Here is a 21972-nt window from a genome sequence, read left to right as displayed (position 1 = left end):
CTCCCGGTTGGTCGAGCTTAGAGGAAGCCGCCTTCCTTGGCAGCAGTGTCATAGGCTGCCTTGACGTCGGCCAGCGCCTGCGCTGCATCTTCCTTGCCGGCGATGAAGTCGGCCAGTTCGGTCGACAGCGCAGTGTGGAGGAGGCCCATATAGGGCTGCATCGGGTAGGCACGGGCGCCGCCATTGGCATTGGCGATCACGCCGACAGCTGCCGGGCCGGGGGTGTAGCCCTTGACCAGCCAGGTGGCGACAGCCGCGTTCTTGGCAACCATATCCGGGCTGATGCCGTGCATCATGGCCTGGAACGAAGCTTCAGCGTCGGCATCGGTGATGTTCTTGGCGATGGTGAACCCATCCCACCAGAGCGCTGCCGCGGGAATGGTGCCATCGCCGATCGTCGGGGCAGCAGCCAGCACGGTGTTGGCTACCACGCCATCAACCGCACCCTTGTCGTCGAGAATGGCGCCCGCGAGCGAACCCCACTCGTTCATGATGGCAACCTTGCCGGCTTCATATTCAGCCTGCAGGGAGTTGGCGTCAAAGGTCAGGTAGTCGGGGCTCATATAGGCGGTCATCGCCTTCATGGTCTCCAGCACCTTGAGGCCATTGGCATTGTCGATTGCGAGTTCGGCCGAACCCGGCGCGAAGAACTCGGCACCGGTGCCGAGATACGCGTTGACGAATTCAGCGGCGAGATCCCAGCCCGGCTTGACGCTGGCGGCCAGCGGGGTGTCCATCAAGCCGGCATCCTTGATCGCCTTGGCGGCAGCGAGGACGTCATCCCAGGTCTTGGGCGGCTGCACGCCGGCCTTCTCGAGGATGTCCTTGCGGTAAAACAGGTGCTGGCCGTTGCCCATGAAGGCGATGGCCATGACCTTGCCGTCGATCTTGATCAGCTGGTTTGGGGTCAACTGCTGGCCATACTTGGCAACCAGGTCGTCGAGCGGACGGATCAGGTCGCCATTGAGCAGCGGCACGATCGAATTGTTGGCAACCATCGCCACCGTATATTCGGCCGGGTTGATGCTCAGCGCCGGCACCTGGAGGTTCTTGTGCTCGGCAGTGGCGTTGTCGGTCACCGTCACGGCGGCCGAGGCGCATTCCTCGGCAGTCGTGCCGATCAGGCGCAAGGCCTCGAAATCGTTTGAAAGGATGCGCACCGACCCAGCGGCGATGCCGCAATCGGCGAAGGCTGCACCGGCGCCAAGGCTGAGCGCCGCGATGGACACGCCCAATGCCAGAAAATGCTTCATATCGTCTCTCCTGTGATGCGCCTGGAGACGTTCTGCGACGGCTCCAGATGTGTTCTCCCGCTTCGGATCTGCAGTCGCTCGGAGGTGGTCAATTCTCGTTTGTCCGGCGGTCGTCAGCCCTGCGATATAACGACGCTATGACACTTTTGCATACGAATGCAAATTGATTCTGCATTCGTATGCATCACGTTGCGTCACTGCCTTTTTTAGTGGCGAAACCGGAGGTGCCGACAAGAATTTTGTGTCCGCTCTGGAACCCTCAGCAACCCGGCCACGTTTCCAATCCCGAAACCGAAGGCGCTTGGGGCGCCCGGCAATAAGGAAACATCATGGGCATTCTCTGGACTATTCTGATCGGCTTCGTCGCGGGCGTCATCGCCAAATTCATCATGCCGGGTAGCAACGAGCCGTCGGGTTTCATCCTGACCACCATCCTGGGCATCGTCGGGGCGTTCGTCGCCTCCTATCTCGGCCAGGCTCTGGGCTGGTACGCGCCCGGTGAAGGCGCGGGTCTGATCGGGGCCGTCGTCGGCGCCATCATCGTCCTGTTCGTCTGGGGCATGCTCGCGCGTCGTCGGGTCTGATCCAAGACACCCGCTCCACCAAGTCCACTCAACGACATCCACCTCAAGGGAGACTGCAAATGTCGAACGGCATGCCGTCAATGCTCGCACTGCTTGGCCTCGTTGCAGTTGCGGGCTTCCAGAACCGCGACAAGATCGCCAACGCGCTCGGCGGGCTGACCAAGGAAGGCGGCGCCCTCAGCGGCGCCGCCAACTCCGGCGGATTGCTCGGCGGTCTTGGCGATCTCCTCGGTGGTTCATCAAGCTCCGGAGCCGGCTCCAATGTGCTGACTGGTGGCCTCGGGCAATTGCTCGACAGCTTCAAGGCAGCGGGAACCGAAAAGGTCGCCAACTCCTGGATCGACCCTTCGGTCCCCACCCAAGGGCTGACGCCTCAGCAGGTCGAAGCGGCGGTTGGCGCAGACAATCTCGCCGAACTTTCTCGTCGCACCGGTCTCTCCCGCGAGCAATTGCTGGAACGCCTCGCAAGTGCCATCCCAGCCACCGTCGACCAGTTGACCCCGGGCGGCCGCATGCCCACAGAATCGGAAGCTCGTGCTACGCTGCTACCGTCAGCCTGATCTTCGGCCCGTCGTCATGACGGGCCGATATCGTGCCCTGCAGCTCAAGGGGCAAACCATGACTTACGTGATAACCTACCGCCACAAGGGTGAAACCCATCTGCGCACCGCAGAAGCGAGTTCTGCCGCCGCGGCGCTGAAGTTCCACGATCATCTCGCCACCAGCGAAGCCGACATCATCTCCACCGAACAGGACGGCGAGGCGCGGAGCGTCGGCGAGCTGAAGAATATGGCAGGCCAGGAGGCCAGCAGCGGCTCCTAATACGGCAACGTCTGGCCGTGAAAGAACGGCGCCAGCCGCACATAGAGTTCGCGATAGCGCTTGTAGGCGGCATCATAGGTTATCGAGGCCGCGAGCGAAGGCTGCAGGGTCTCTCCCAGCCGGGACAGTTTGGTCACGTCCTGCCAGTCTGCCGCAAGGCCCGTGCCCATCGCCGCCACAAACGCAGCGCCCACCGATGAGCCGTGATGATTGTCGAGCAGCGTGACCGGTGCGCCCATCACATCGGCGACGATCTGCATCCAGACCCGGCTGCGGCTGCCGCCGTCGGAGGCGACATAGCGGCTGGGCGTATGGCCCATTTCGCGCAGCACATCGATATGGTGCCGGAAGCCGAACGCCACGGCCTCAAGCGTCGCCCGCCACAAATGCCCGCGGCTATGGTTGAGGCCCAGCCCGACAAATGTGCCGCGCGCCAGCGGATCGTGGATCGGCGTTTTCTCGCCGAGGAAGTAAGGCAGGCAGATCAGGTCGTCCGATCCCGGCGCGATCTCGTCGGCCAAGGCGTCGAGCATCTGGTGCGGCTTCTCGTTGCTCGCCACCGGCGTAATCAGCCCGCCGAGCCAGTTGAGCGCCGAGCCGGACGACGCCATGCAGCCATTGGGCGCATAAAGCCCCGGCACGAGGTGATAGTCGAGAAACAGGCGTGCATCGGGCACCGGATGATCGGTCGCCACCACGATGTCACCCGCCCCGCCGAACTTCAGCAGCACATCGCCCGATGCTACGATCCCGGCGCCCAGCGCCGAAACGATATGGTCCGCCGCGCCTCCGAATACAGGCAGGCCAACCGGCAATCCGGTCAGCGCCGCCGCCTCAGCGGTAACAATACCCATGCGCTCATGCGAGACGCTGCGCGTTGGAACCGCCGAACGCGGGATGCCCGCGAGTTCCACCAGATCGTCTGCAATCTTACCCGTCGCAAGATCGGTGAACCCGGCCTCCAGCGCCCAGTTCTGTTCGACCGCGCGCACCCCGGTCAGCCGGAAATTGATATAGTCGTAGGAGCCAAACACTGTGGCGATACGCCCGAACACCTGCGGCTCGTGCCGCCTGAGCCATCGGAGCTTGGCCGCCACCAACTGCTGGTTGATGCCGTTGCCGGTCCGCCGCAGGAACGCCGCTTCATCGAGTTCGGCAGCAAGCTCTGCGACTTCCACGCCGCACCGTCCATCCGATTGCTGGATCGAAGGGCGCAGCACCTTGCCCTCCGCATCGAGCAACACCACGGCAGGCAGCATGCCCGTGACGCAGATGCCGGCGATACGCGCCGCACCGACCGCTGCCACGACCTCGCGCAGCACCGCGACAGCATTGTCCCACCATTGTGCCGGGTCTTCCTCGGCCCAGCCGGCATGGGGTGATGACAGGGTCGTCGGTCGGCTCGCGACCGCGAGAATCTGGTCGGGCAGGCACACCGCAGCCGCAATGGTCGAAGTGGTGCCGATATCGAGGCCGATGACAACGTCCGGCTGGCTCATGAGATCATCCTGTGGCGCGGCCTGATATCAGGACGTCGGAAGCGGCGGGGCAAAGTGGACTTTGTCATAGCTGTCGAGCGATCCGAAGTGCCAGTCGGCATCCTCGATGAACAGCCCCCGCGCAATCCCCAGCACCAGCTTTGGCACGCCCGACTTGAGCCCGGTAATGCCGTTGCACACCGGCCCGAGGCTTGGCACCGCGCCATTGTTGAAGACGTGAATGTCCCGCAGGTAAGGCGCCTCACCGGGCACTTTCTCGGTAAACTCGAAAGCCCGCCCAAGATAGGGATAGTCGAGGAGATCCGGGTCGGCCTCGTCACCGGGGGGTGTGTAGCGGTCCGCCCAGGTGGCAATCTGCTCCACGAGGCCCGCCAGTTCAGGCCGGCGGTTGAGGTCTACGGAGTATCCCGTGCCCATCAGCAGGTGATCGACCTCAAACCGGCCTGCTGCCGTATCGAGCACCACGAAATCGCCTGCCATCTCTGCTGTCACATTGCCCGCGCCGAGCACCAGCCGGCAATTGGCGAACGAGGTCGCGCGCGTAAACATTTCCATGGTCGGCGGGGTGCGGAACGAGAACATCCGCCGCGTGAACCGATAGCGCTTGGCATCGTCGAGATCGGCGAAATGGTTGAGAAAGCCGGGAAAGTTCGACCAGTCGAGGATTTCTGTTTTCGGCATTTCCGCCGAGCGGGCAAAGATCGTCACCTCTCCTGCGCCCGCCTCGAGTGCCGCCACGGCAAGGTCGAAACTTGAGGCGGCGGCGCCGACGACACCCACCGATTTACCAGCAAGGCTGCTGGTATCAAAACTCTCGCCGCTGTGGTTCCAGCGTGACCGGGGCAGGATGCTGCTGATCGCGTCAGGCACATGCTGGCCGCCCGCGCCCTCGATGCCGGTGGCGAGCACGATCTTGCGGCACGCCAGACGCTCCTCACCCTCTTGTGTCGCGAGCAGCAGCGACAGGCCCACATCCTGCGGTTCGATGCGCTTGAGCCGCGTGCTGTTGCGCACGCTGATGCCCGCCGCGCCACGGAACCAGCAAAGATAGTTCATCCAGTCGACGCGATCGATCTTGTCGAGGCCCGCCCAGCTGTCTGCGCCATGCACAGCCTCATGCCAGGCGCGATAGGTGAGGGACGGCACGCCGAGATCGGGGCCGGTCAGGGTCTTGGGCGAACGCAGGGTGCGCATCCGCGCCGTCGTGACCCAGGGGCCTTCCTGCCCACGTGGTGCCGCGTCGATCACCACCACCCGCGCCACGCCCTGTCGCTTCAGCCCGAACGCAATGGCGAGACCGGAAAGGCCCGCCCCCACCACCACCACGTCAGTCAGCGGCACCCCATTGGCATCGCGCCGTTCCGGCACCCACGGCCGCAACGGAATCTCCAGCGTTTCCAGTTCATGGCGAACCCGCGCTTGAAGCGCGGCAAGGGCCGGTGAACTCATCTGCTCCGTCATGCTCACAAATCCTGCAGCAGCGCGCGCGCTGCTTCGCCATGTTGGTAGCGCAGTTGCGCCATGTCCATCCCCACCGGCGCGCCATCTGTCACCGTCCAGCGGCCCTGCACCATCACTCGGTCAGCGTGATGTGCACCGCACAAGATCAGCGCCGCCAGCGGATCGCCAGCGCCCGAAAACCGCAACTCATCGAGGCTGAAGAACGCGAGGTCCGCCTGCTTGCCCACCGCGATCTTGCCGATATCGCTCCGCCCCAGGCACGCCGCCGAACCCTCGGTGGCCCAGCGCAACACATCAAGATGGGTGATCGCCTCGGCGCCATAGCGGAGCCGCCCCAGCATCAGCGCGTGGCGGAGGCTCTCCATCAGGTTGGAATTGTCATTGGAGGCGGAGCCATCGACGCCAAGCCCGATCTTGCAGCCCGCCGCCTCCAGCTCCTTGGTGCGGCAGGTGCCTGAGGCGAGCACCATGTTGGAGGTCGGGCAGTGGCAGATCCCCACCCCATGCTTGCCGAGGCGGGCGATCTCGCTGTCGTCAAAATGGATCGCATGCGCGAGCCAAGTGCGCTCATTCAGCCAGCCGCACTTTTCGAGAAAATCCACCGCGTCGCAGCCGTGCTCGGCGCGGACGAAATCCGCCTCGGCCTTGGTTTCGACCAGATGGGTATGGAGCGCGCAGCCGGTCTCGCGCGACATGCGGGCCGTTTCGGTCAGGAGTTCGAAGCTCACATCGAACAGCGCATTGGGCGCCAGCGCCACCTGCAGCATCGCGCCGTCCGAGCGGTCGTGGTAGCGCGAGAGAATGCGCGTGCAGTCATCGAGCACCGCATCGGTATCCTGGATCACAGAGCGCGGCGCCACCGCCTGCTCGCCGTCGCCCGAAGCCAGATCCAGCGCCCCGCGCGTCAGCGTCATCCGCAGCCCCAGCGCACTCGCTTCCTCCGCCTCCACGTCCATCGAGCGTTCAAGGCCCTGGGTGAAGAGATAATGGTGATCCGATGCGCAGGTGCAGCCCGAGAGCATCAGCTCGGTCATCCCCAGCCGCGCCGCCACCCGGAACCGCTCCGGCGTCACGCCCCGCGCCCAGATCGGGTACAGCGCCTTGATCCATGGCCAGAGTGGCCGGTTGATCGCATCGGGATGCGCCCGCGTCAGCGTCTGGAACATATGGTGGTGGGTGTTCACCAACCCCGGCAGCACCACGTGTCGGGAGGCGTCGGAGGTCGCATTATATGGAGTCGTCGGCACTTTGCCCGATGGCACCAACTCCGCGATCCGGCCGCCGGAGACCACGATGCCGTTGCCCGCGCCTTCCGCAAGAATCGCGATCGGGTTCTTGATCCACAGACTCTCTGCGTGCGCTGCCATGGGGTGTCCTGATGCCTGTGCCGTTGGAAGATAACGGCCGCCCTAGCGTTGTAAAGTGTTTGATTATGTTATTTTCTGAGTGGAACGGCTGTGCACACGCCGATCATTGTCGCGAACGACAGTTCGACGAGCCCCGCTTTTCTCCCCTGGGCTGGCCTTGGGGCAGGGTGGATCGGTGCCTGAGACAGACAAAACATCAGGGAACCGTTGGATTGCCCGCTTGTTCGGCAAAGGTTGCACATTGATTGGGCGACCTGCTGTGGTTTTGCTCTGTTATGTGAGAATGAGTTACATTTTTCGGTTTTGATGTGAAATTATGTTTGACACGTGCCACCGCTGCGCTAGCGTTGCCCTCGGTTTTGCAACACGGACCAGGGCAGCATTGATGAAGAACAACTTCAGAATTCCGGGACTACGCACCACGAGCCTTCTGGGGGCAGGGCTAGTCGTCCTGCTTTCAACCACCGCCTACGGGCAGGACAAGCCGCTTGCCGGAGTCACGCTGACCCTGGCATCGCAGAACGACCAGTTTGGCGCAGTTCTCGCCAAGATGGCTCCCATGTTCAAGGAAGCCACCGGCGCCGATCTCAAGGTCGAGATCATGGACTACGGCACCCTCCTCACCAAGACGACCGCCGATTTCGTTGGCGATACCAAGGGTTATGACCTCGTCACGATGGATATCGTGTGGGCCGGCTCCTATGCCGAAAACGGCTATTCGGTCGACCTGACCGATTGGGTCAAGCGCGACGCCGCCGAGATTGACCTCGACGATATCTATCCGGTCGTTCTCTCCTCGCTCGGCCAGTATGAAGGTAAATACGTCGCCTTCCCGTTCGCGGCCTACGCCAACGTCCTCGCCTATCGCAAGGATCTGTTCGACGCCGCCGGCCTCGCCGTCCCGACCTCGATGGAAGACCTGGTCGAAGACGCCAAGAAGCTCACCGATCCGGCCAAGAACCAGTACGGCTTTGTCGCCAATGGCCAGAAGGGTCCTGCCGTCGCGCAGGACTGGATGCAGTACAACACCCAGATGGGCGGCTCCATTCTCGGGGCCGACGGCAAGCCGGCGCTGAATTCGCCTGAAAACGTCAAGAGCCTCACCGTCTACAAGCAGCTGTTCACCGATTCTGCCCCTCCAGGCGCCATCGAATATGATTGGGGCGGCCGCGAGGAAAGCTTCCGCCAGGGCATCGCCGCCATGATGCAGACCTGGTCGGTCGGCGCTCCTGGCTATTCCGATCCCGCCGTTTCCAACATTGTCGGCAAGGCAGGCATTGCGCCCGCTCCGGTCGGCAAGGGTCTGAAGCCAGAATACGGCGTCGGCGGTTGGGGCATGGCCATCAACGCCGATATCGATGACAAGCAGAAGGAAGCCGCCTGGACGTTCATCAAGTGGCTGGTCAGCAAGCCGGTCCACAAGGAGTTCAACCTCGAGGGCGCCGGCTCGTTCATGCGCAAGAGCGAAATGACTGATCCGGACCTGACGGCCAAGTTCGACTTCCTGCCGGTCGTTGCCACCACCTACGAAAACGGCAATGGCGAGTATCGTCCGCGTATCCCACAGTATCCGGAAATCCAGGACATCCTGGGCTCGGCCGTCAATGCCGTGTTGGCCGGAGCTGCCGAGCCGCAGGCGGCGCTTGACGAGGCGCAGGCCGAAGCCATCAAACTGTTCTAAGCCCCCGTCTTACCTCCGAGGGTTACGACGTCGCTCCCCGCCGCTGGCGGGGAGCGATCCCAACTCCAGCCGGCCAGAGTGCCCGACCAGAAGGATCACGATGAGCCAGCCCCTACAACCGGCGACCTCCGTCGCAGGTCACAGCGCAGCGGCCCGCTCCACTCCCCGCCGCAGCTTTTCCGATGCCCGGCGCTTCTTCATGTTCTTCATGGCCGCACCCGCGGTTTTGTACGTGCTTGCCGTTGGCGTCTGGCCCCTGGCGCAGGGCGCCTGGTACAGCCTGTTCAACTACAACCTGCTGAAACCCAAGCGCACAAAGTTCGTCGGCCTCGACAACTATGTCGAGATCTTCTCCGATCGCTCGGCCCGGCAGGCCATCATCAACACGTTCCAGTTCACCCTTACCAGCGTCACCATTCAGTTGATCCTCGGCTTCTGCCTCGCGCTGCTGCTGTGGCGCGATAGCCGCTTCAACCGCATCGCGCTGGCGTTCCTCCTGATCCCCGCCACCATCACGCCGCTTGTCGTGGGCCTCATCTTCAAGGCGCTGCTCGGCGCCGATTTCGGCCTCGTCGGCTACTTCCTCGCTGGCGCCGGCATCGGCCCGCGCAGCGGGCTACTCTCCGATGCCAGCACCTCGCTGGGAGTTTTGATCTTCATCGATATCTGGGAATGGACGCCGCTGATGGCGCTGATCCTCCTCGCGGGCCTCAAAGCCCTGCCGTCAGACGTGCTGGAGGCGAGCCGCACCGATGGCGCCACCGCCTGGCAGCGCTTTTCGATGGTCATCATGCCCCTTATGCTGCCCTCCATCTTCCTCGCCTTGGTGCTGAGGACCATGGACGCCTTCCGCGTCTTTGACTCGGTGTTCGTTACCACCGGCGGCGGGCCGAACGACGCGACCAACACGCTGATGGTGCTGGCGGTCAAAGAGGGGCTGCAGTTCTTCAACATCGGCTACGCCTCGGCCATCGGCAACATCACCATCCTGTTCATTGCCATCATGGCCGCAGTCCTGCTGCTGGTGGTTCGCGGCGCCGACGTGCGCATCAACGGGAAGTAGCGCCATGGCCCAAAGCTCGTCACACGTCTCCCGCCGCCAGATCATCGTCGAACGCACCGCAGTACTGATCATCACCGTGATCTTCCTCTTGCCCGTCGTCTGGCTGATCACGACCGCCTACAAGCCGTCCAACCAGATCTTCTCGATTCCGCCGCGGCTCGATTTCGCGCCGACCTTCGCCCAGTTCACCGCGGTCCTCAGCTATTTCGACGTCTTTTCGCTGGTGAAGTCGTCGGTGATCATCAGCATCGGCACCACCATCCTGTCGCTGCTGCTCGGCGTACCCGCCGGTTACGCGCTGGCCCGCTCGCGCTCGCGCTATGCGATCTTTTTCGCCTATTTCTTTCTGTCCATCCGCATGGTGCCGGCCATCGCTTCGCTGATCCCGTTCTACCTGATGATGCGCGACATCGGTCTCCTGGGCACCTGGTGGGCGGTGATCATCATCAACACCATGCTCAACTGCGCCTTCGTCACCTGGATGATGTTCTCCTATTTCCGGGCCCTGCCGCGAGACATGGAAGAAGCCGCCATGACCGATGGCTGCACCCAGATCGGCGCGTTCTGGAAGGTGGCGGTCCCCGCTGCCCGCTCCGGCATCATTGCCTGCGTGTTGTTCTGCGTTATGTTCTCCTGGAACGACTTCCTCTACCCCATGTTCCTCACCAAGCTCGACAGTAAGCCCATCTCGGTGGCGCTGCTGACCGCCTATGGCACCAAGGACATCACCTGGGGCTCGCTCGGCGCCCTGGCTCATTTTTCCACCATTCCCATCGTCATCATGGCTTTGTTCCTGAACCGCTACTTCGTTCAGGGCGCGACCAACGGCGTGCAATAGGAGGCCCGTTTCATGGCCCAGATCATCTTCGACAAGGTGTCGAAAACCTATGAGGGCGGCCATTCCGCTGTGCGCGAACTCGACCTTGCCATAAAGGATGGCGAGTTCATGGTGCTGGTCGGCCCGTCGGGCTGCGGCAAGACCACGGCGCTCCGTATGATCGCCGGGCTCGAAGACATCACCGGTGGTGAATTGCGCATCAACAACGAGGTCGCCAACGGCCTTGCCCCGCGCGACCGCAACATCGCCATGGTGTTCCAGTCCTACGCGCTCTATCCGCATTTGACCGTCGCCGAAAATATCGCTTTCGGCCTCAGGGTCCGGCACGTCGAAAAGGACGCGATCGCGATCAAGGTGCGCGAGGTCGCTGAATTACTCGAGCTCACCGACTACCTCAATAGGAAGCCCGCCAAGCTCTCAGGCGGCCAGCGCCAGCGCGTCGCCATGGGCCGCGCCTTGGTGCGCTCGCCCAATGCCTTCCTGATGGATGAGCCCCTCTCCAACCTCGATGCGCGCTTGCGTGGCCAGATGCGCGCCGAGATCGCCAAGCTGCAGAAGATGAGCGCCATTACCACCGTCTACGTCACCCACGATCAGGTCGAAGCCATGACCATGGGCGACCGCGTGGCGGTGATGAACAAGGGCACCCTGCAGCAGCTCGACACGCCGCGCATGCTCTACGACAAGCCGGTCAATCTGTTCGTCGCGAGCTTCATTGGCTCGCCCCCGATCAACTTCCTCGAAGCAACGATCGCCGCAGTCGATGGGGCGCCTGCTGCCATCGCCGGCAGCTTCACCCTGCCGCTGGGTGAGACCGGAGCGCGTGCCCACGCCCACATCGGCCGCAAGGTCATCCTTGGCATCCGCCCTGAAGCGCTTCGGCCCGTCCCGCAGACCACTGCTCCCGGCACGATCACCGCCCGCACCGCCTTCGTTGAAGATCTCGGCGCGACCCTCTTGGTCCATCTCGACGTCACCGACGCCACGGTGCTGCATGGCGGCATGATCGAGGACGAGGAAGACCTCAAGGTCATCCGCCCCCGCATGCGCGCCATGGTCGATGGTGTCCTGTCAGTAAAAACTGGCGACGCACTGAGCTTTTCCGTCACCCCCAACGCCATCCACGTCTTCGACGCCGAAACTGGCTTCGCGCTTTAGTCTGCTCCTCTGGGGCGGCTGCGCAAAGGCCCCCTCACCCGCCGCTGCGCGCCGACCTCTCCCCGAAGGGAGAGGTAGCGATGTGGCGCGATCTTGCCCCAACACACCTCTCCCTCTGGGGGAGAGGTCGGCCCAAAGGGCCGGGTGAGGGGGCCTTTCTTCTAGCTAACAGCTAGCTTGGGCTACTACCTATTGAGCAGCGCCGCCGGCCGCTCAAAGCTCAAGCGCCCCCGCTTCCAGCCTTTGACTGGTGCCGCCACCCGGCGCACCGCGTCCGATGGGCTCACGGCGTCGAGCAGCACCAGATCAGCCGCCGCACCCACCGCAATGCCATAAGGTCGCCCCATCATCCGCGCCGCGTCGGCACTGACCATGGCGAACGCCGCCTCGAGGTCCGCATCGCGGCTCAACTGCGCCACATTGGCGAACAGGTTCGCCATCCGCATCAAATTGGCGTCGCCATACGGGGTGAAGGGGTTGAGCACGTTGTTGGTCGCCACCGCCGTCAGCGCACCCTCAGCCCGCAGCGCCATCAGCGGAGCAAACCCCCGCGGCACCAACCCCGTGGCGTCGCGGCCAAGGAGAAACAGATCCGTCGCCGGCAACGTGATGACCCCGACACCCGCCTGCGCCAGCCGCTTTGCTATCGCAGTGACCTCAGCCTTGGGCCACGCCGCGAGCTTCGTCACATGCCCGCACGCCACCTTGCCAAAATAGCCACGTCGCTCCGTCTGAGTGACGATTTCTGGCAGGTCGGCATTGTTGGGGTCGAGGTTGAAATCGACGTGGAAATCCGCATCCACCCCAAACCGCTCCGCGAGGTCGAAAATCCGGCTGATGTGCCCCCTGGGGTCCGGGTCGGTATAGGAGCACCCGCCCACAAGGTCCGCCCCCTGTTCCAGCGCCGCAACCAGCATCGGCTCGGTCTCGGGCTCGTTGCTCAGACCCTCTTGGGCAAAGGCGCAAATCTGGATATCGATGAGGTGGGCGTACGCCGCCTTCACCTGCTTGATGGCGTTGAACGAGCGCATTCCGGCCCTGGGGTCGATCTCCACATAGGTGCGGATCGCCGTCGTGCCGTTGAGAACGGCGAGCTCGGCCACCCGGCTCGCTCGCCTGAAAACATCCTCTTCGGTGAACTGCGCCTTGGCCTGCGCCGTCTCGCGCACCGCTTCGCCCAGCGTGCCTTCCGCGATCGTCACCCGGTCGAGGATATCGGCCTTGTCGAGGTGGATGTGGCACTCCACCAGCCCCGCCGTCAGCAGTCTGCCATCAGCCGCTACCGGCGGCACCTCGGTTGCAATCTCCGGCGCGATGACGGCGATCCTGCCGCCCTCGACCCCGACGCTCCAGCGCCCCTCGCGGCCAGCAAGCACGGCGTCAGCAATCACCAGATCGAGCGCCATGCACCGGCTCCGTTATGACTAGAGGATACGACCGTCCTGCGCCACGAAGACGCCGCGCTTGAACACCCGCCGCGCGGAAGGAACAGCCACAACGGCCTCCGGCACATGCGCCGCCGCAAGCACTACGAAGTCGGCCTGCGCTCCGACCACCAGACCGTAGTCATCGAGACCCAGCGCCTTCGCGCCCGCCGCCGTCACCACGTCAAAGGCCGTCGAAAGGTCCGCGTCGGTATAAAACCCCGAGCGGTGCCCGACCATGTTGGCCCGGCGCAGCATGTCGCCATCGCCATAGGGCCACCAGCTATCGCGTATATTGTCAGAGCCCGCAAACACTGTCACCCCCGCTGCGCGAAGAGGCGCGACTGGCGGGAAGGCCGAGTTGGGTGGCGCAATGGTCATGATCGCAACGCCGCTCTGCGCAAGGATGTCCGCAATGCGTGCCAACAGCCCGGCATCGACCTGTCCCAGCGCATAGGCGTGGCTCACCGCCACCTTGCCGCCGAGCCCGAGCGCGCGGGTGCGCGCCGCGATCTGCTCGATCTCGTAGACCCCGAGCGTGCCGCTATCATGGAGGTGGATATCCACCCCGACGCCGCGCCGGCCGGCAATGTCGAAGATCACGTCGAGATGCTTTTCGATGTCGCGGTCGATCGTCGCCGGGTCGAGCCCACCGACGAGATCGCAGCCAAGCCGAACTGCCTCATCCAGCAGCGCCGCCGTGCCGGGGCTGGTAAGAATCCCGCTCTGCGGAAACGCCACCAGTTGAATATCGATCAGGTGCCGGTTGGCCTCGCGCACCTCGGCAATCGACTCGAAATGGCTAAGGCCCACGTCGGCATCGATCATCACGTGGCTGCGCATGCGGGTCGTGCCCTGGCGCACCGCCAGCTCAAGCTGCTTTTGCGCCCGCTCGCGCATCGGCGCAGCACTCGCGAGGTTCTGCATCTGGAATTTTACGCGCTCACGCACGGAAAAGCCGTTGGTGTCCGCGAGGTGCGGCTTCCACGTTTCGCCGTAAAAGCTCGTGTCGAGGTGGATATGCCCCTCGACAAACCCGGGCAGCACCAGTTCGCCACCAAGGTCAACGACCGCACCAGCCTCGGGCAGTGGCCCCGTCGTGGGCAGGATCGCCGCGATCTTGCCGCCGGCAACCCCAATGCGCTGCCGCTGCCCGTCGGGCAGTAGCGCATTGTCGAACACCGTGTCGAACGCCGCCATCCCTCAGGCCGCGTTCGGGAGCGAGCGGAGCTTGTCCATGAAGCGATTGACCCGGGCCGCATCGACCGCCTTCCAGGTGTCGCCGTCGATCTTGAAATGCGTGCCGATCACGCAGCCATCGGCGATCGACATGATGTCGGTGACATTGTCGATATTGACCCCGGTATTGGCCATCAGCGGCGTCGTGGGCAGTGCATCGCGCACCGCCTTGAGGTTGCTCATTTCGGCGGGCTGGCCGGTCAGTGGCCCCGACACCAGCAGCACATCGGCGAGTGAGGAGAACACCGCGCTCTTGGCGCGCATCGCGATCGTCCGGCTGTCGAGCGAGGAGGCAAACTCGGCGTTGATGTTGAACAGCAGCTTGAGGTCGGGCCGGGCGAGTTGGCGGCGGAGCCGCAGCGCCTTGGCGGCATTGGGCTGCCAGAGCCCCATGTCCGAGGCAAACAGCCCGGTGAAGATCTCGCGCGCAAAGCTGGCGCCGGTCGCCGCCGCGATCGCCACCGTAGCATAAGGGTCCCAGAGGTAGTTCACCCCGAACGGCACCTTGAGCACCGGTTTGACCGCCGCCACCACCGCTGTCATCGCGGCGATCGATTCAACCGATCCGGTCAGCTCGTACGGTCTGTCGTTCTCGTTGCCGAACATGATGGCATCGACGCCACCGGCCTGCAGCTTTTCGACATCGACAATGACATTTTCGATCAGCCGGTCCATGCCGCCATCCACCTCATAGAGCGGCGAGCCGGGCAGGGCGCCGATATGTGCCATGGCAACGACGGTTTTGCGGCGTTGGTCAAACAATTCCATTGGTCAGTGAACTCCAGTTGGGAGAAGGCAGGCGCCTCAGGTTGCGATGATGACCTTGACCCCGGCCGCGTCCAGTGCGGCGGCCAGCTCGCCTTGCGGCGCAGTCTCGGTGATGAGGGTGCCCACGCCGTCGAGCGGGGCAATCCGCGACAGGGCGCGGCGATTGAATTTCGAGGAATCGCACAGCACCACGACGTGGTCAGCGCTGGCCATGAAGGCGCGCTTCACCTCGGTATCCTCGGGCGAATAATCGTAGAGCCCATGCGCATCGAGCCCGGAAACACCGATGAACACCTTGTCGAGGAAATGGCTTTCGAGCGCCGCAATCGCCTGCGGTCCGATCACTGAAAACTCGGGAACGCGCACCTGCCCGCCAAGGATGTAGACCGTCGAGTTCCCCTCAGCCATCTGCATGCCGACGCGGAGGTTGTTGGTGAACACCCGGAGATCGCGCCGCGGCGCCAGCACATTGGCGAGCGCGAGGATCGACGTGCCCACATCGAGCCCTACCGATTCACCCGATCCGACCAGCCGCGCGGCAGCCTCGGCAATCGCCGATTTCTCCAGCGCCCTGAGCCGGATGCGCTGCTCAAAGGCCGGCTCTTCCGCGTCGAAGCTGAGCCCCGACAACGGCCCGACTGCCACCGCCCCACCATGCGTGCGCTCAAGCAGGCCGCGCTTGCCCAGCACATCGAGGTCGCGCCGGATCGTCATGCCTGAGACATTGAGTTCATCGGCAAGGCTGGTGATCGAGACAAAGCCGTTCTTTTCAAACGAGGCGATGATCCTGGCGTGCCGCAGCGCCGCCGGCATACGTCCGGCCTTGTCGTCGCCCACACTGAGGCTGGCCTTTTGTGCTGTCACGGATCGGCTATCGCTCACGCTCATGGCTCTCGTTTTGGGCGTCCCGGCCGGCCGGTCAGCCGCCCGGTCAACCAGTCCCTTTCGACCTGCCTAACACAGCACTTCACGTTAATAAAGGTTGTTTTCTGTTAGATAATGTTCAATAGTGCAAAAACCGTCCGAGGCCGCGCCCGACGGCTCAAAATCACGAAAACAGGAGACGTCATGTCGGAGTTCGCAGGCAAGTCTGTGGTGGTCACTGGCGGTGCGTCTGGCATCGGTTCGGCCATTGTGCGGGAGTTCCACAGTGCCGGCGCCGAAGTGACCATCCTCGACCTTGATCCGGCCCGCGCCGCTGACCTTGCGGCCGATCTCGGGGCCCGCGCCCACTCCGCTCCCGTCGATGTCCGCGACCGGGCCTCCCTCCAGGCCGCAATCGATGGCGTCATCGCCGCCCGCGGCGGCATCGACATTCTATGCGCCAATGCCGGCGTCTCCACCATGCAGAAATCCGTCGACCTCACCGATGAGGATTGGGATTTCAACATGGACATCAACGCCAAGGGCGTTTTTATCACCAACCAGATCGTTGTCCGCCACTTCCTAGCCACCGGCAAAAAGGGCGTCATCGTCAACACCGCCTCGCTCGCCGGCAAGGTCGGCGCACCGCTGCTCGCCCATTATTCCGCCAGCAAGTTCGCCGTGCTCGGCTGGACCCAGGGCCTCGCCCGCGAACTCGCGCCGGTCGGCATCCGCGTCAATGCCGTGTGCCCGGGCTTCGTGCGCACCGGCATGCAGGAGCGCGAGATCATCTGGGAAGGCCAGCTGCGCGGCATGACCCCCGAAGCGGTGCGCGCCGAATATGTCAGCCTTACCCCCATGGGCCGCATCGAAGAGCCTGAGGATGTGGCGGTGGTGGTGAAGTTCCTCGCCTCCGACGGCGCACGCTTCATGACCGGGCAGGGCATCAATGTCACCGGTGGCATCCGGATGGATTGAGCGGGGAGGCTCACAATGGATCTCAACATCGAAGGCAGCGCCACGGCCACCGGCAGCATCGTCCGCCACCCGCGCTCGGCGACCAAGCTCCGAACTCTCATTTCCGAGATCGGGCAACGGAGCGGTGAGTTCCCCGTGCTCCTCGCCAATCACCTCCCCATGGTTCTCGAAGCCATGGGCCGGCTCGGCGCGTCGCCCGAACGGCTCGACGAATATGCGGTCCACTACAACACCGCCCACAAGGTGCCCTTCCTCCCCGCGCCCGTCGCCGCGCTGGCCGAAGCCGATTGGCTGACGGCGCTGGGTCGGCGCTCGCGCGAAACCGATCTCCGCGATTTCTTCGCCGATCAGGTCTCCCGTTTCGGTGGCGACGAGACCATCGCGCGTTATCTCCCCACGCTGTTCCCCGGCGTTGCCGCCTCCGCCACCCACGGCCTGATGCGCCTCGCCTATGCCTTGCTGCGGCGCGACGAGGCCGAGATCGGCATTTCGCTCGGCTATTGGGCCGCGACCTACCTCGCCTTCCCCATCCGCAACGGCGCCGGCGCGCCCAACCCTGATCCACTGGTGCCGGTGCTCGCCATGCAGTCCGAGCCCAGCTTCCGCAACATCACGCTGAGCTCGACGCTTCTGTGGAAATTCATCGAGCACATGGGCACGCTTCCCGCTTTCCAGGCGCAACTGGGCCGGCTGCAACCCACCCCTGGCCTCCTCGAACGGCTCCGCCAGGCCTCGCTTGTGCTCTATGCTGCGACGCGCAGCTTTGAAGCGCTGCACGCCGTCACCGGCTGCCACTGGCTGCGGCTGGTGTCGCCCCATGTCGATCACTCCGAGCAACTGGCGGCGCACTGGTGGGAAGTCGTGATGTCGCTCTACGCCAGGATCGGCATGCCCGACCTGCCCGATGCGGCGACGCTCGAAGCGTGGCGGGCCCTGCCGGTGCCCTCCGATGCGGCCATCGCCGCCGCGGCCGTTGCGTCCGACGACGAGCACGACCACTCGCTGGTCTTTTCCGCCTTCGAGGAGTTCCGCGTCTTCGGCGATCCGCTTTACAAGGTGGTGGCTGCGCGCCGCGTTGGCCTCATCAGCTAACCCCTGCGCTACTCGCGCAGTCGGTCGTCCCCGCCAAACAGGTCGTGGCGCTCGACCATGGCTACTTCACCCGGCATGTGCAGGGCCGAGAGAATCCGGCCGAGCAGTCCTTGCTCAACCTTGCCACCATGCTGCTGCGTCAGTTCCACCAGCAGTGCCGATGTCGCGTCGAGCCGGGTCGCCATCATTTCCGCGATCGACATCGCCAGTTGCGGGTTCTGCTCGAGATAGGCGCGTGCTGAGCGGATCACGCGCACCGTCGAGCCATGCTCTGCCCTGACGGTCGCGCTGCTCGCCCGTCCCAGCACTACCGACATCTCACCCACCAGCGAGCCCGGCCGTGTCAGCGTCGCGATCCTGACGCCATCGCGCTCGACCACGAGTTGCCCATCTTCGAGGATGAACAGGTCACCTCCGGCCGCCCCCTGCGCGATCAGCGTTTCACCTGCTTCGAGCGTCAGTATCGGCTGCGACTGCGTCAACGTCAAAAGGCTGTCCATGTCCTCTCCCCACTTCCCGGCGAGGACACTAGCTGCTTGGTGCCATTCGCGAAAGGCCGCTAGCCAAGGTCGCGGAAGACTACAGCGCCTTGACCGAAATCACCCGAAACGCGTGCAGGCTGCCGTCGTCCTCGCGGATCGAGACATATTCGCCGGGCACAAAATGTTCCCGCTCCAGCCGGAAGCCATTTTCGTCATCGGCCGCGGCGTCCGGTGGGTAGTCGAAAATCCAGTGCCCGCCCGGCCCATGCAGGATCCGGCCACTGATCTCGGGTTGGTTTGGCCTGAGCCGACGCACCCGGCACGCCGCCCGCGACCGCCGCCAGCCCTCGGCATCGATCTCGCCGCCCGGCTTCAGCGGCAGGTAGAGATGGTAGGCGTGGTCCCGGTCGCCGAACGGGTGCCCCGGCTCCCGCGCCAGCTCCAGCGCAATATGATAAATCACCGGCGGCCGGCGTGCCGCTGGCGCGGAGTTCGTGACCAGTTCCGCGCTCATCGGCCGCCTCCCCGCCGAACCGCAACCGGCCTCGCCTGCACACGCACTGCCAATGCAGTCGTCAAAAGCAGCATTCCCGCCAGACTTATTATTTCGGGCACGACTATCCCTCCCATGGTTTTGCACACCCTCGCGCGCCCCGGGGGCAGGGTCTTTGACCTGCGTCAAATGCGGCACCGCGCATTTGCTTTGCGCCAGATCAAGGCGTGCAACGATGCGCTGTGGTTGAACGACCCCACCAACCAGGGAGCTTCGATCATGAGCGCCGACCCCAAGAACGCCGACCCCCAGAACGCCGACACCAAGAACGCCTGGAACACCTTCACCGAAGAGATTGAAGTGACCGGTCATCAACTCATGGACGAGATCAACAAGATCATCGCCCAGGGCAATGTGCGCAAGCTGCAGATCCGGTCTGAAGCCGGTGACGTCTACCTGACAGTGCCGTTGACGGCTGGCGTTGTCGCTGGCGGCGTCGTTGCCATTGCGGCGCCCTGGCTTGCGGTGATCGCAGCCGTTGCAGGCCTGTTCACCAAGGTGAAGCTTGAGGTTTTGCGCGAGGCCGAGGCCACTACTGCTCCGGAGTAGAGCCAGACCAGCGACGCCAAAGTGCCACTATCCTCCAACACAGCGCCGCTTCAGGCATAGTGAACTGGTGGCGCCAACTCACGAGCACTCGTGGCCTCCTCGGCCACGCCGCCTGAGACGTCTCAGGTTTCGCACGTCTCCCGGAACAGAGCCGCTCCGGCTGCGACCAAGCGCCAGGAGCGGCAACATATTGTATCTGTAAGGCGCCTAAAACTCATTCCAGTCTGCCGAGATCGCGGCGCTGCCCTGGCTGAGGTAGCGCCGTGTAGCAGGTCGCGCGGCAGCAGTGGTCGGCATACGCGCCGGTGCCGCCGCTACGTTTGTCGCTGCGCTGTCCGCGAGGCGGAACGAACCGACGATCCGGTCCAGATCGCTGGCGCGGGCTTCTGTTTGCTCGATTGCTGCGTTGGTTTCTTCCACCAGCGCGGCATTGTGCTGAACCATCTCATCCATCTGCCGCACCGCACCGGTCACTTCGGCAATGGCCGTTGCCTGGTCTCCGCTGTCACGCGCGATTCCGGCCATGGCTCCCGCGCTCTCTCTGACGAGCATCAGCATCTGATCGAGTTTCGCTGCCGCCTGATCGACCAGCATCGAGCCTGAACGGACTTCGTCGGCGCTTTGCTGGATCAGCACTTTGACATCAGCCGAGGCGGATGCAGCGCTTTGCGCGAGGCGCCGCACTTCCACCGCCACCACCGCAAAGCCCTTGCCGGCTTCGCCGGCGCGGGCAGCTTCCACCGAAGCATTCAGCGCCAGCAAATTGGTCTGGAAGGCGATATCGTCGATGAGCCCGATAATGTTGGAGATCTTGGCCGAAGACGTGGAAATCCGCTCCATCGCGCCAGTTGCATTGCGCATGACCACGCCGCCCTGCTCGGCCGCTTCGGAGGCGATCAGCGCCTTGCTGTTGGCCTCGTTGGCCTGCCTCGCGTTTTTGCTGACGGTCTGCGCCAGTTCCTCCATGGCAGCCGAGGTCTGTTCGATGGTGGCGGCCTGCTTGGTCGTGCGATCCGACAGGTCGTTGGCGCCCGCCAGAATTTCGCCAGTTGCCGTCTTCAGCCCCCCCGACGTCGAGCGCAGCTTGCTCACCACATCACTCAGGTTGTCGGCGACGGCATTGACGTCATCTTTCAGCCGCGCGAAGGCGCCCTCGTAGCGGCCGCTCATCCGCTTGGTGAGGTCCGTTTCTGCCAGCGCAGCCAGCACGGTCTCGGTTTCGCCAAGACCGCGTTCGACGGTTTCGACCAGCGTATTCACGCTTGCCGCGAGACCGTTGAGTTCCGCGTCATCGAATTGTGCCGTGATACGCGAACTGAAATCGCCTGCAATCGAGGCATCGACGACTGTTCCGAACGCGTCGCGCAACTCCCCCATCATCTTCCGGCGCGCTTCGCCGCTGGCCAAGAGATTGGCGCGCTCTGCCTCGCCCATCTGCTTGAGCTTCATGCCGTTCTCTCGGAAGATGTCAGCCGCTTTGGCGATATCCTTGAGTTCTTCCCACACACTCGATCCATAGACCGCGTTGGTGAAATCGCCTGCAGCAATGGCAGTCATCGTCCGCGACATGGCGCGGATGCGTCGCAGCGCGTAGCCCGCAAAGAACGCGGTCATCGCGGCGATGAAAACGACCAGCACAGCGTAAGTGACGAGCTGGATCAATGCCTGCTGAGACTGCTGCGCCTGAATGGCCGCGTGTTCTGCGTCGGCGGCCTCCGCAATTTCCGCGCCATTTGCATCGGCATCGCCCAGCATTGCGTCAACGCTTCTGCCGGCCTCCTCAGCGGCCCCATCAAAGGTCGGCATGAAGGCATTGCCTGCCTCAGGCCCACCGTCGATGTAGGCGTGGGCCATCTTCTGACCGTTCTCGTAGAACGGCACAAAGGCAGTGTCCACCTTCTGCAGCGCATCCAGCATGCTTGCGCGGTCAATATCGGTGGCGATCTGTCTCGCCTGGGCCATGTCGGTCTTGAAGGCTTCGGCGAAACTCTGCGCTTTGGCAAAGCCGTCATCCAGTCCGTCGAGCGCGCGGGTTGCCGATACGTCTGTCAGGAACTGCTGCACCTGCACTACATCCAGCTTGATGTTCAGCACGGCCTTGGCGAGGTCGCGGCTTTGGGTCAGCCGGTGCTCAACCTCGTTGATGACCGCTGTCTGTGCAATGCTTGATGCGCCTGCGGAAACGTTGAGATAGATCGCAAGGCCGCCCGCCGACAACGCGACGACGGTGCCTATGATGATCGAAAACCTTGCTAGCTTCATGCGTCCCCTGTGCCCGTTCGAGCTGTTGTGTGCTC

General features: G+C 63.8%; 21 protein-coding genes. 10 read left to right on the top strand and 11 right to left on the bottom strand.

Annotation, left to right across the window (positions count from 1 at the left end):
• Nucleotides 1-17: 17 nt before the first annotated feature.
• A complete protein-coding gene (locus tag ACO06J_RS12820; RefSeq protein ID WP_421761105.1) occupies nt 18-1253 on the bottom strand; it encodes an ABC transporter substrate-binding protein in 1236 nt (411 codons plus the stop codon).
• 329 nt (nt 1254-1582) lie between these two features.
• On the opposite strand from ACO06J_RS12820, the gene ACO06J_RS12815 reads away from it, so the two are divergent.
• From ACO06J_RS12815 to ACO06J_RS12805, 3 genes are read left to right on the top strand one after another with little or no spacing between them, the layout of a single operon-like run.
• Complete coding sequence (locus tag ACO06J_RS12815; protein ID WP_421761104.1) at nt 1583-1837, top strand: GlsB/YeaQ/YmgE family stress response membrane protein; 255 nt, start codon at nt 1583-1585, stop codon at nt 1835-1837.
• Between the two features lie 59 nt (nt 1838-1896).
• Nucleotides 1897-2397, top strand: coding sequence for a YidB family protein (locus tag ACO06J_RS12810; RefSeq protein WP_421761103.1), 501 nt, complete (start codon nt 1897-1899; stop codon nt 2395-2397).
• Nucleotides 2398-2455: 58 nt separating this feature from the next.
• Nucleotides 2456-2659 (top strand): hypothetical protein, encoded by a 204-nt coding sequence (locus ACO06J_RS12805; protein ID WP_421761102.1) that lies wholly within the window; start codon nt 2456-2458, stop codon nt 2657-2659.
• Here ACO06J_RS12805 and ACO06J_RS12800 read toward each other — a convergent pair.
• The 3 genes from ACO06J_RS12800 to ACO06J_RS12790 are packed head-to-tail and all read right to left on the bottom strand — an operon-like array spanning nt 2656 to nt 6986.
• On the bottom strand, nt 2656-4158 hold the full coding sequence (locus tag ACO06J_RS12800; RefSeq protein WP_421761101.1) for an FGGY-family carbohydrate kinase: 1503 nt from the start codon (nt 4156-4158) through the stop codon (nt 2656-2658). The two genes, ACO06J_RS12805 and ACO06J_RS12800, sit on opposite strands and share 4 nt — an antisense overlap.
• 27 nt (nt 4159-4185) lie before the next feature.
• Nucleotides 4186-5619, bottom strand: coding sequence for an FAD-dependent oxidoreductase (locus ACO06J_RS12795; RefSeq protein WP_421761100.1), 1434 nt, complete (start codon nt 5617-5619; stop codon nt 4186-4188).
• 2 nt (nt 5620-5621) lie between these two features.
• Nucleotides 5622-6986: an 8-oxoguanine deaminase gene (locus tag ACO06J_RS12790; protein WP_421761099.1), complete on the bottom strand. Its 1365-nt coding sequence runs from the start codon at nt 6984-6986 to the stop codon at nt 5622-5624.
• Between the two features lie 385 nt (nt 6987-7371).
• Between ACO06J_RS12790 and ACO06J_RS12785 the strand changes: the two genes are divergently transcribed.
• The 4 genes from ACO06J_RS12785 (at nt 7372) to ACO06J_RS12770 (ending at nt 11726) form a co-directional block, all read left to right on the top strand.
• Nucleotides 7372-8667: an ABC transporter substrate-binding protein gene (locus tag ACO06J_RS12785; RefSeq protein WP_421761098.1), complete on the top strand. Its 1296-nt coding sequence runs from the start codon at nt 7372-7374 to the stop codon at nt 8665-8667.
• Between the two features lie 199 nt (nt 8668-8866).
• Nucleotides 8867-9730 (top strand): carbohydrate ABC transporter permease, encoded by an 864-nt coding sequence (locus ACO06J_RS12780; protein WP_421762506.1) that lies wholly within the window; start codon nt 8867-8869, stop codon nt 9728-9730.
• A 4-nt stretch (nt 9731-9734) separates the two neighbouring features.
• Entirely contained in the window at nt 9735-10568 is an 834-nt protein-coding gene (locus tag ACO06J_RS12775; protein WP_421761097.1) for a carbohydrate ABC transporter permease, read from the top strand.
• 12 nt (nt 10569-10580) lie between these two features.
• On the top strand, nt 10581-11726 hold the full coding sequence (locus tag ACO06J_RS12770) for an ABC transporter ATP-binding protein (protein ID WP_421761096.1): 1146 nt from the start codon (nt 10581-10583) through the stop codon (nt 11724-11726).
• 185 nt (nt 11727-11911) lie between these two features.
• Here the strand turns inward: ACO06J_RS12770 and ACO06J_RS12765 are convergent, their stop codons facing one another.
• The 4 genes from ACO06J_RS12765 to ACO06J_RS12750 are packed head-to-tail and all read right to left on the bottom strand — an operon-like array spanning nt 11912 to nt 16039.
• Nucleotides 11912-13132: an amidohydrolase family protein gene (locus ACO06J_RS12765; protein WP_421761095.1), complete on the bottom strand. Its 1221-nt coding sequence runs from the start codon at nt 13130-13132 to the stop codon at nt 11912-11914.
• Between the two features lie 18 nt (nt 13133-13150).
• On the bottom strand, nt 13151-14350 hold the full coding sequence (locus ACO06J_RS12760; RefSeq protein ID WP_421761094.1) for an amidohydrolase family protein: 1200 nt from the start codon (nt 14348-14350) through the stop codon (nt 13151-13153).
• A gap of 3 nt (nt 14351-14353) precedes the next feature.
• Nucleotides 14354-15157, bottom strand: coding sequence for a BtpA/SgcQ family protein (locus ACO06J_RS12755; protein WP_421761093.1), 804 nt, complete (start codon nt 15155-15157; stop codon nt 14354-14356).
• 36 nt (nt 15158-15193) lie between these two features.
• Nucleotides 15194-16039, bottom strand: a complete 846-nt coding sequence (locus ACO06J_RS12750; protein ID WP_421761092.1) for a DeoR/GlpR family DNA-binding transcription regulator — start codon at nt 16037-16039, stop codon at nt 15194-15196.
• Between the two features lie 186 nt (nt 16040-16225).
• Between ACO06J_RS12750 and ACO06J_RS12745 the strand changes: the two genes are divergently transcribed.
• On the top strand, nt 16226-16999 hold the full coding sequence (locus ACO06J_RS12745) for an SDR family NAD(P)-dependent oxidoreductase (protein ID WP_421761091.1): 774 nt from the start codon (nt 16226-16228) through the stop codon (nt 16997-16999).
• Nucleotides 17000-17014: 15 nt separating this feature from the next.
• A complete protein-coding gene (locus ACO06J_RS12740) occupies nt 17015-18091 on the top strand; it encodes a questin oxidase family protein (RefSeq protein ID WP_421761090.1) in 1077 nt (358 codons plus the stop codon).
• A gap of 8 nt (nt 18092-18099) precedes the next feature.
• Here the strand turns inward: ACO06J_RS12740 and ACO06J_RS12735 are convergent, their stop codons facing one another.
• The gene (locus tag ACO06J_RS12735; protein WP_421761089.1) at nt 18100-18591 is read right to left on the bottom strand and encodes a Crp/Fnr family transcriptional regulator; all 492 of its coding nucleotides are present in this window, start codon (nt 18589-18591) and stop codon (nt 18100-18102) included.
• 79 nt (nt 18592-18670) lie between these two features.
• Nucleotides 18671-19087, bottom strand: a complete 417-nt coding sequence (locus tag ACO06J_RS12730; protein ID WP_421761088.1) for a hypothetical protein — start codon at nt 19085-19087, stop codon at nt 18671-18673.
• Between the two features lie 168 nt (nt 19088-19255).
• Between ACO06J_RS12730 and ACO06J_RS12725 the strand changes: the two genes are divergently transcribed.
• Nucleotides 19256-19675 carry a DUF4342 domain-containing protein gene (locus tag ACO06J_RS12725; protein ID WP_421761087.1) on the top strand — a complete coding sequence of 140 codons (420 nt, stop codon included), beginning with the start codon at nt 19256-19258 and terminating at the stop codon, nt 19673-19675.
• Nucleotides 19676-19882: 207 nt separating this feature from the next.
• Here the strand turns inward: ACO06J_RS12725 and ACO06J_RS12720 are convergent, their stop codons facing one another.
• A complete protein-coding gene (locus tag ACO06J_RS12720; RefSeq protein ID WP_421761086.1) occupies nt 19883-21937 on the bottom strand; it encodes a methyl-accepting chemotaxis protein in 2055 nt (684 codons plus the stop codon).
• Nucleotides 21938-21972: the final 35 nt, after the last annotated feature.

Origin of the sequence: Devosia sp. (assembly GCF_965229025.1) — a bacterium.
Lineage (GTDB): Bacteria > Pseudomonadota > Alphaproteobacteria > Rhizobiales > Devosiaceae > Devosia_A.
Note: the sequence above shows the minus strand (reverse complement) of the source record. Positions and strands in the feature narration are given on the sequence as shown.

Coding starts and splice junctions, on each gene's coding strand:
- ACO06J_RS12820 (WP_421761105.1), bottom strand. CDS start 1,253: ATGAAGCATTTTCTGGCATTGGGCGTGTCCATCGCGGCGCTCAGCCTT.
- ACO06J_RS12815 (WP_421761104.1), top strand. CDS start 1,583: ATGGGCATTCTCTGGACTATTCTGATCGGCTTCGTCGCGGGCGTCATC.
- ACO06J_RS12810 (WP_421761103.1), top strand. CDS start 1,897: ATGTCGAACGGCATGCCGTCAATGCTCGCACTGCTTGGCCTCGTTGCA.
- ACO06J_RS12805 (WP_421761102.1), top strand. CDS start 2,456: ATGACTTACGTGATAACCTACCGCCACAAGGGTGAAACCCATCTGCGC.
- ACO06J_RS12800 (WP_421761101.1), bottom strand. CDS start 4,158: ATGAGCCAGCCGGACGTTGTCATCGGCCTCGATATCGGCACCACTTCG.
- ACO06J_RS12795 (WP_421761100.1), bottom strand. CDS start 5,619: ATGACGGAGCAGATGAGTTCACCGGCCCTTGCCGCGCTTCAAGCGCGG.
- ACO06J_RS12790 (WP_421761099.1), bottom strand. CDS start 6,986: ATGGCAGCGCACGCAGAGAGTCTGTGGATCAAGAACCCGATCGCGATT.
- ACO06J_RS12785 (WP_421761098.1), top strand. CDS start 7,372: ATGAAGAACAACTTCAGAATTCCGGGACTACGCACCACGAGCCTTCTG.
- ACO06J_RS12780 (WP_421762506.1), top strand. CDS start 8,867: ATGTTCTTCATGGCCGCACCCGCGGTTTTGTACGTGCTTGCCGTTGGC.
- ACO06J_RS12775 (WP_421761097.1), top strand. CDS start 9,735: ATGGCCCAAAGCTCGTCACACGTCTCCCGCCGCCAGATCATCGTCGAA.
- ACO06J_RS12770 (WP_421761096.1), top strand. CDS start 10,581: ATGGCCCAGATCATCTTCGACAAGGTGTCGAAAACCTATGAGGGCGGC.
- ACO06J_RS12765 (WP_421761095.1), bottom strand. CDS start 13,132: ATGGCGCTCGATCTGGTGATTGCTGACGCCGTGCTTGCTGGCCGCGAG.
- ACO06J_RS12760 (WP_421761094.1), bottom strand. CDS start 14,350: ATGGCGGCGTTCGACACGGTGTTCGACAATGCGCTACTGCCCGACGGG.
- ACO06J_RS12755 (WP_421761093.1), bottom strand. CDS start 15,157: ATGGAATTGTTTGACCAACGCCGCAAAACCGTCGTTGCCATGGCACAT.
- ACO06J_RS12745 (WP_421761091.1), top strand. CDS start 16,226: ATGTCGGAGTTCGCAGGCAAGTCTGTGGTGGTCACTGGCGGTGCGTCT.
- ACO06J_RS12740 (WP_421761090.1), top strand. CDS start 17,015: ATGGATCTCAACATCGAAGGCAGCGCCACGGCCACCGGCAGCATCGTC.
- ACO06J_RS12735 (WP_421761089.1), bottom strand. CDS start 18,591: ATGGACAGCCTTTTGACGTTGACGCAGTCGCAGCCGATACTGACGCTC.
- ACO06J_RS12730 (WP_421761088.1), bottom strand. CDS start 19,087: ATGAGCGCGGAACTGGTCACGAACTCCGCGCCAGCGGCACGCCGGCCG.
- ACO06J_RS12725 (WP_421761087.1), top strand. CDS start 19,256: ATGCGGCACCGCGCATTTGCTTTGCGCCAGATCAAGGCGTGCAACGAT.
- ACO06J_RS12720 (WP_421761086.1), bottom strand. CDS start 21,937: ATGAAGCTAGCAAGGTTTTCGATCATCATAGGCACCGTCGTCGCGTTG.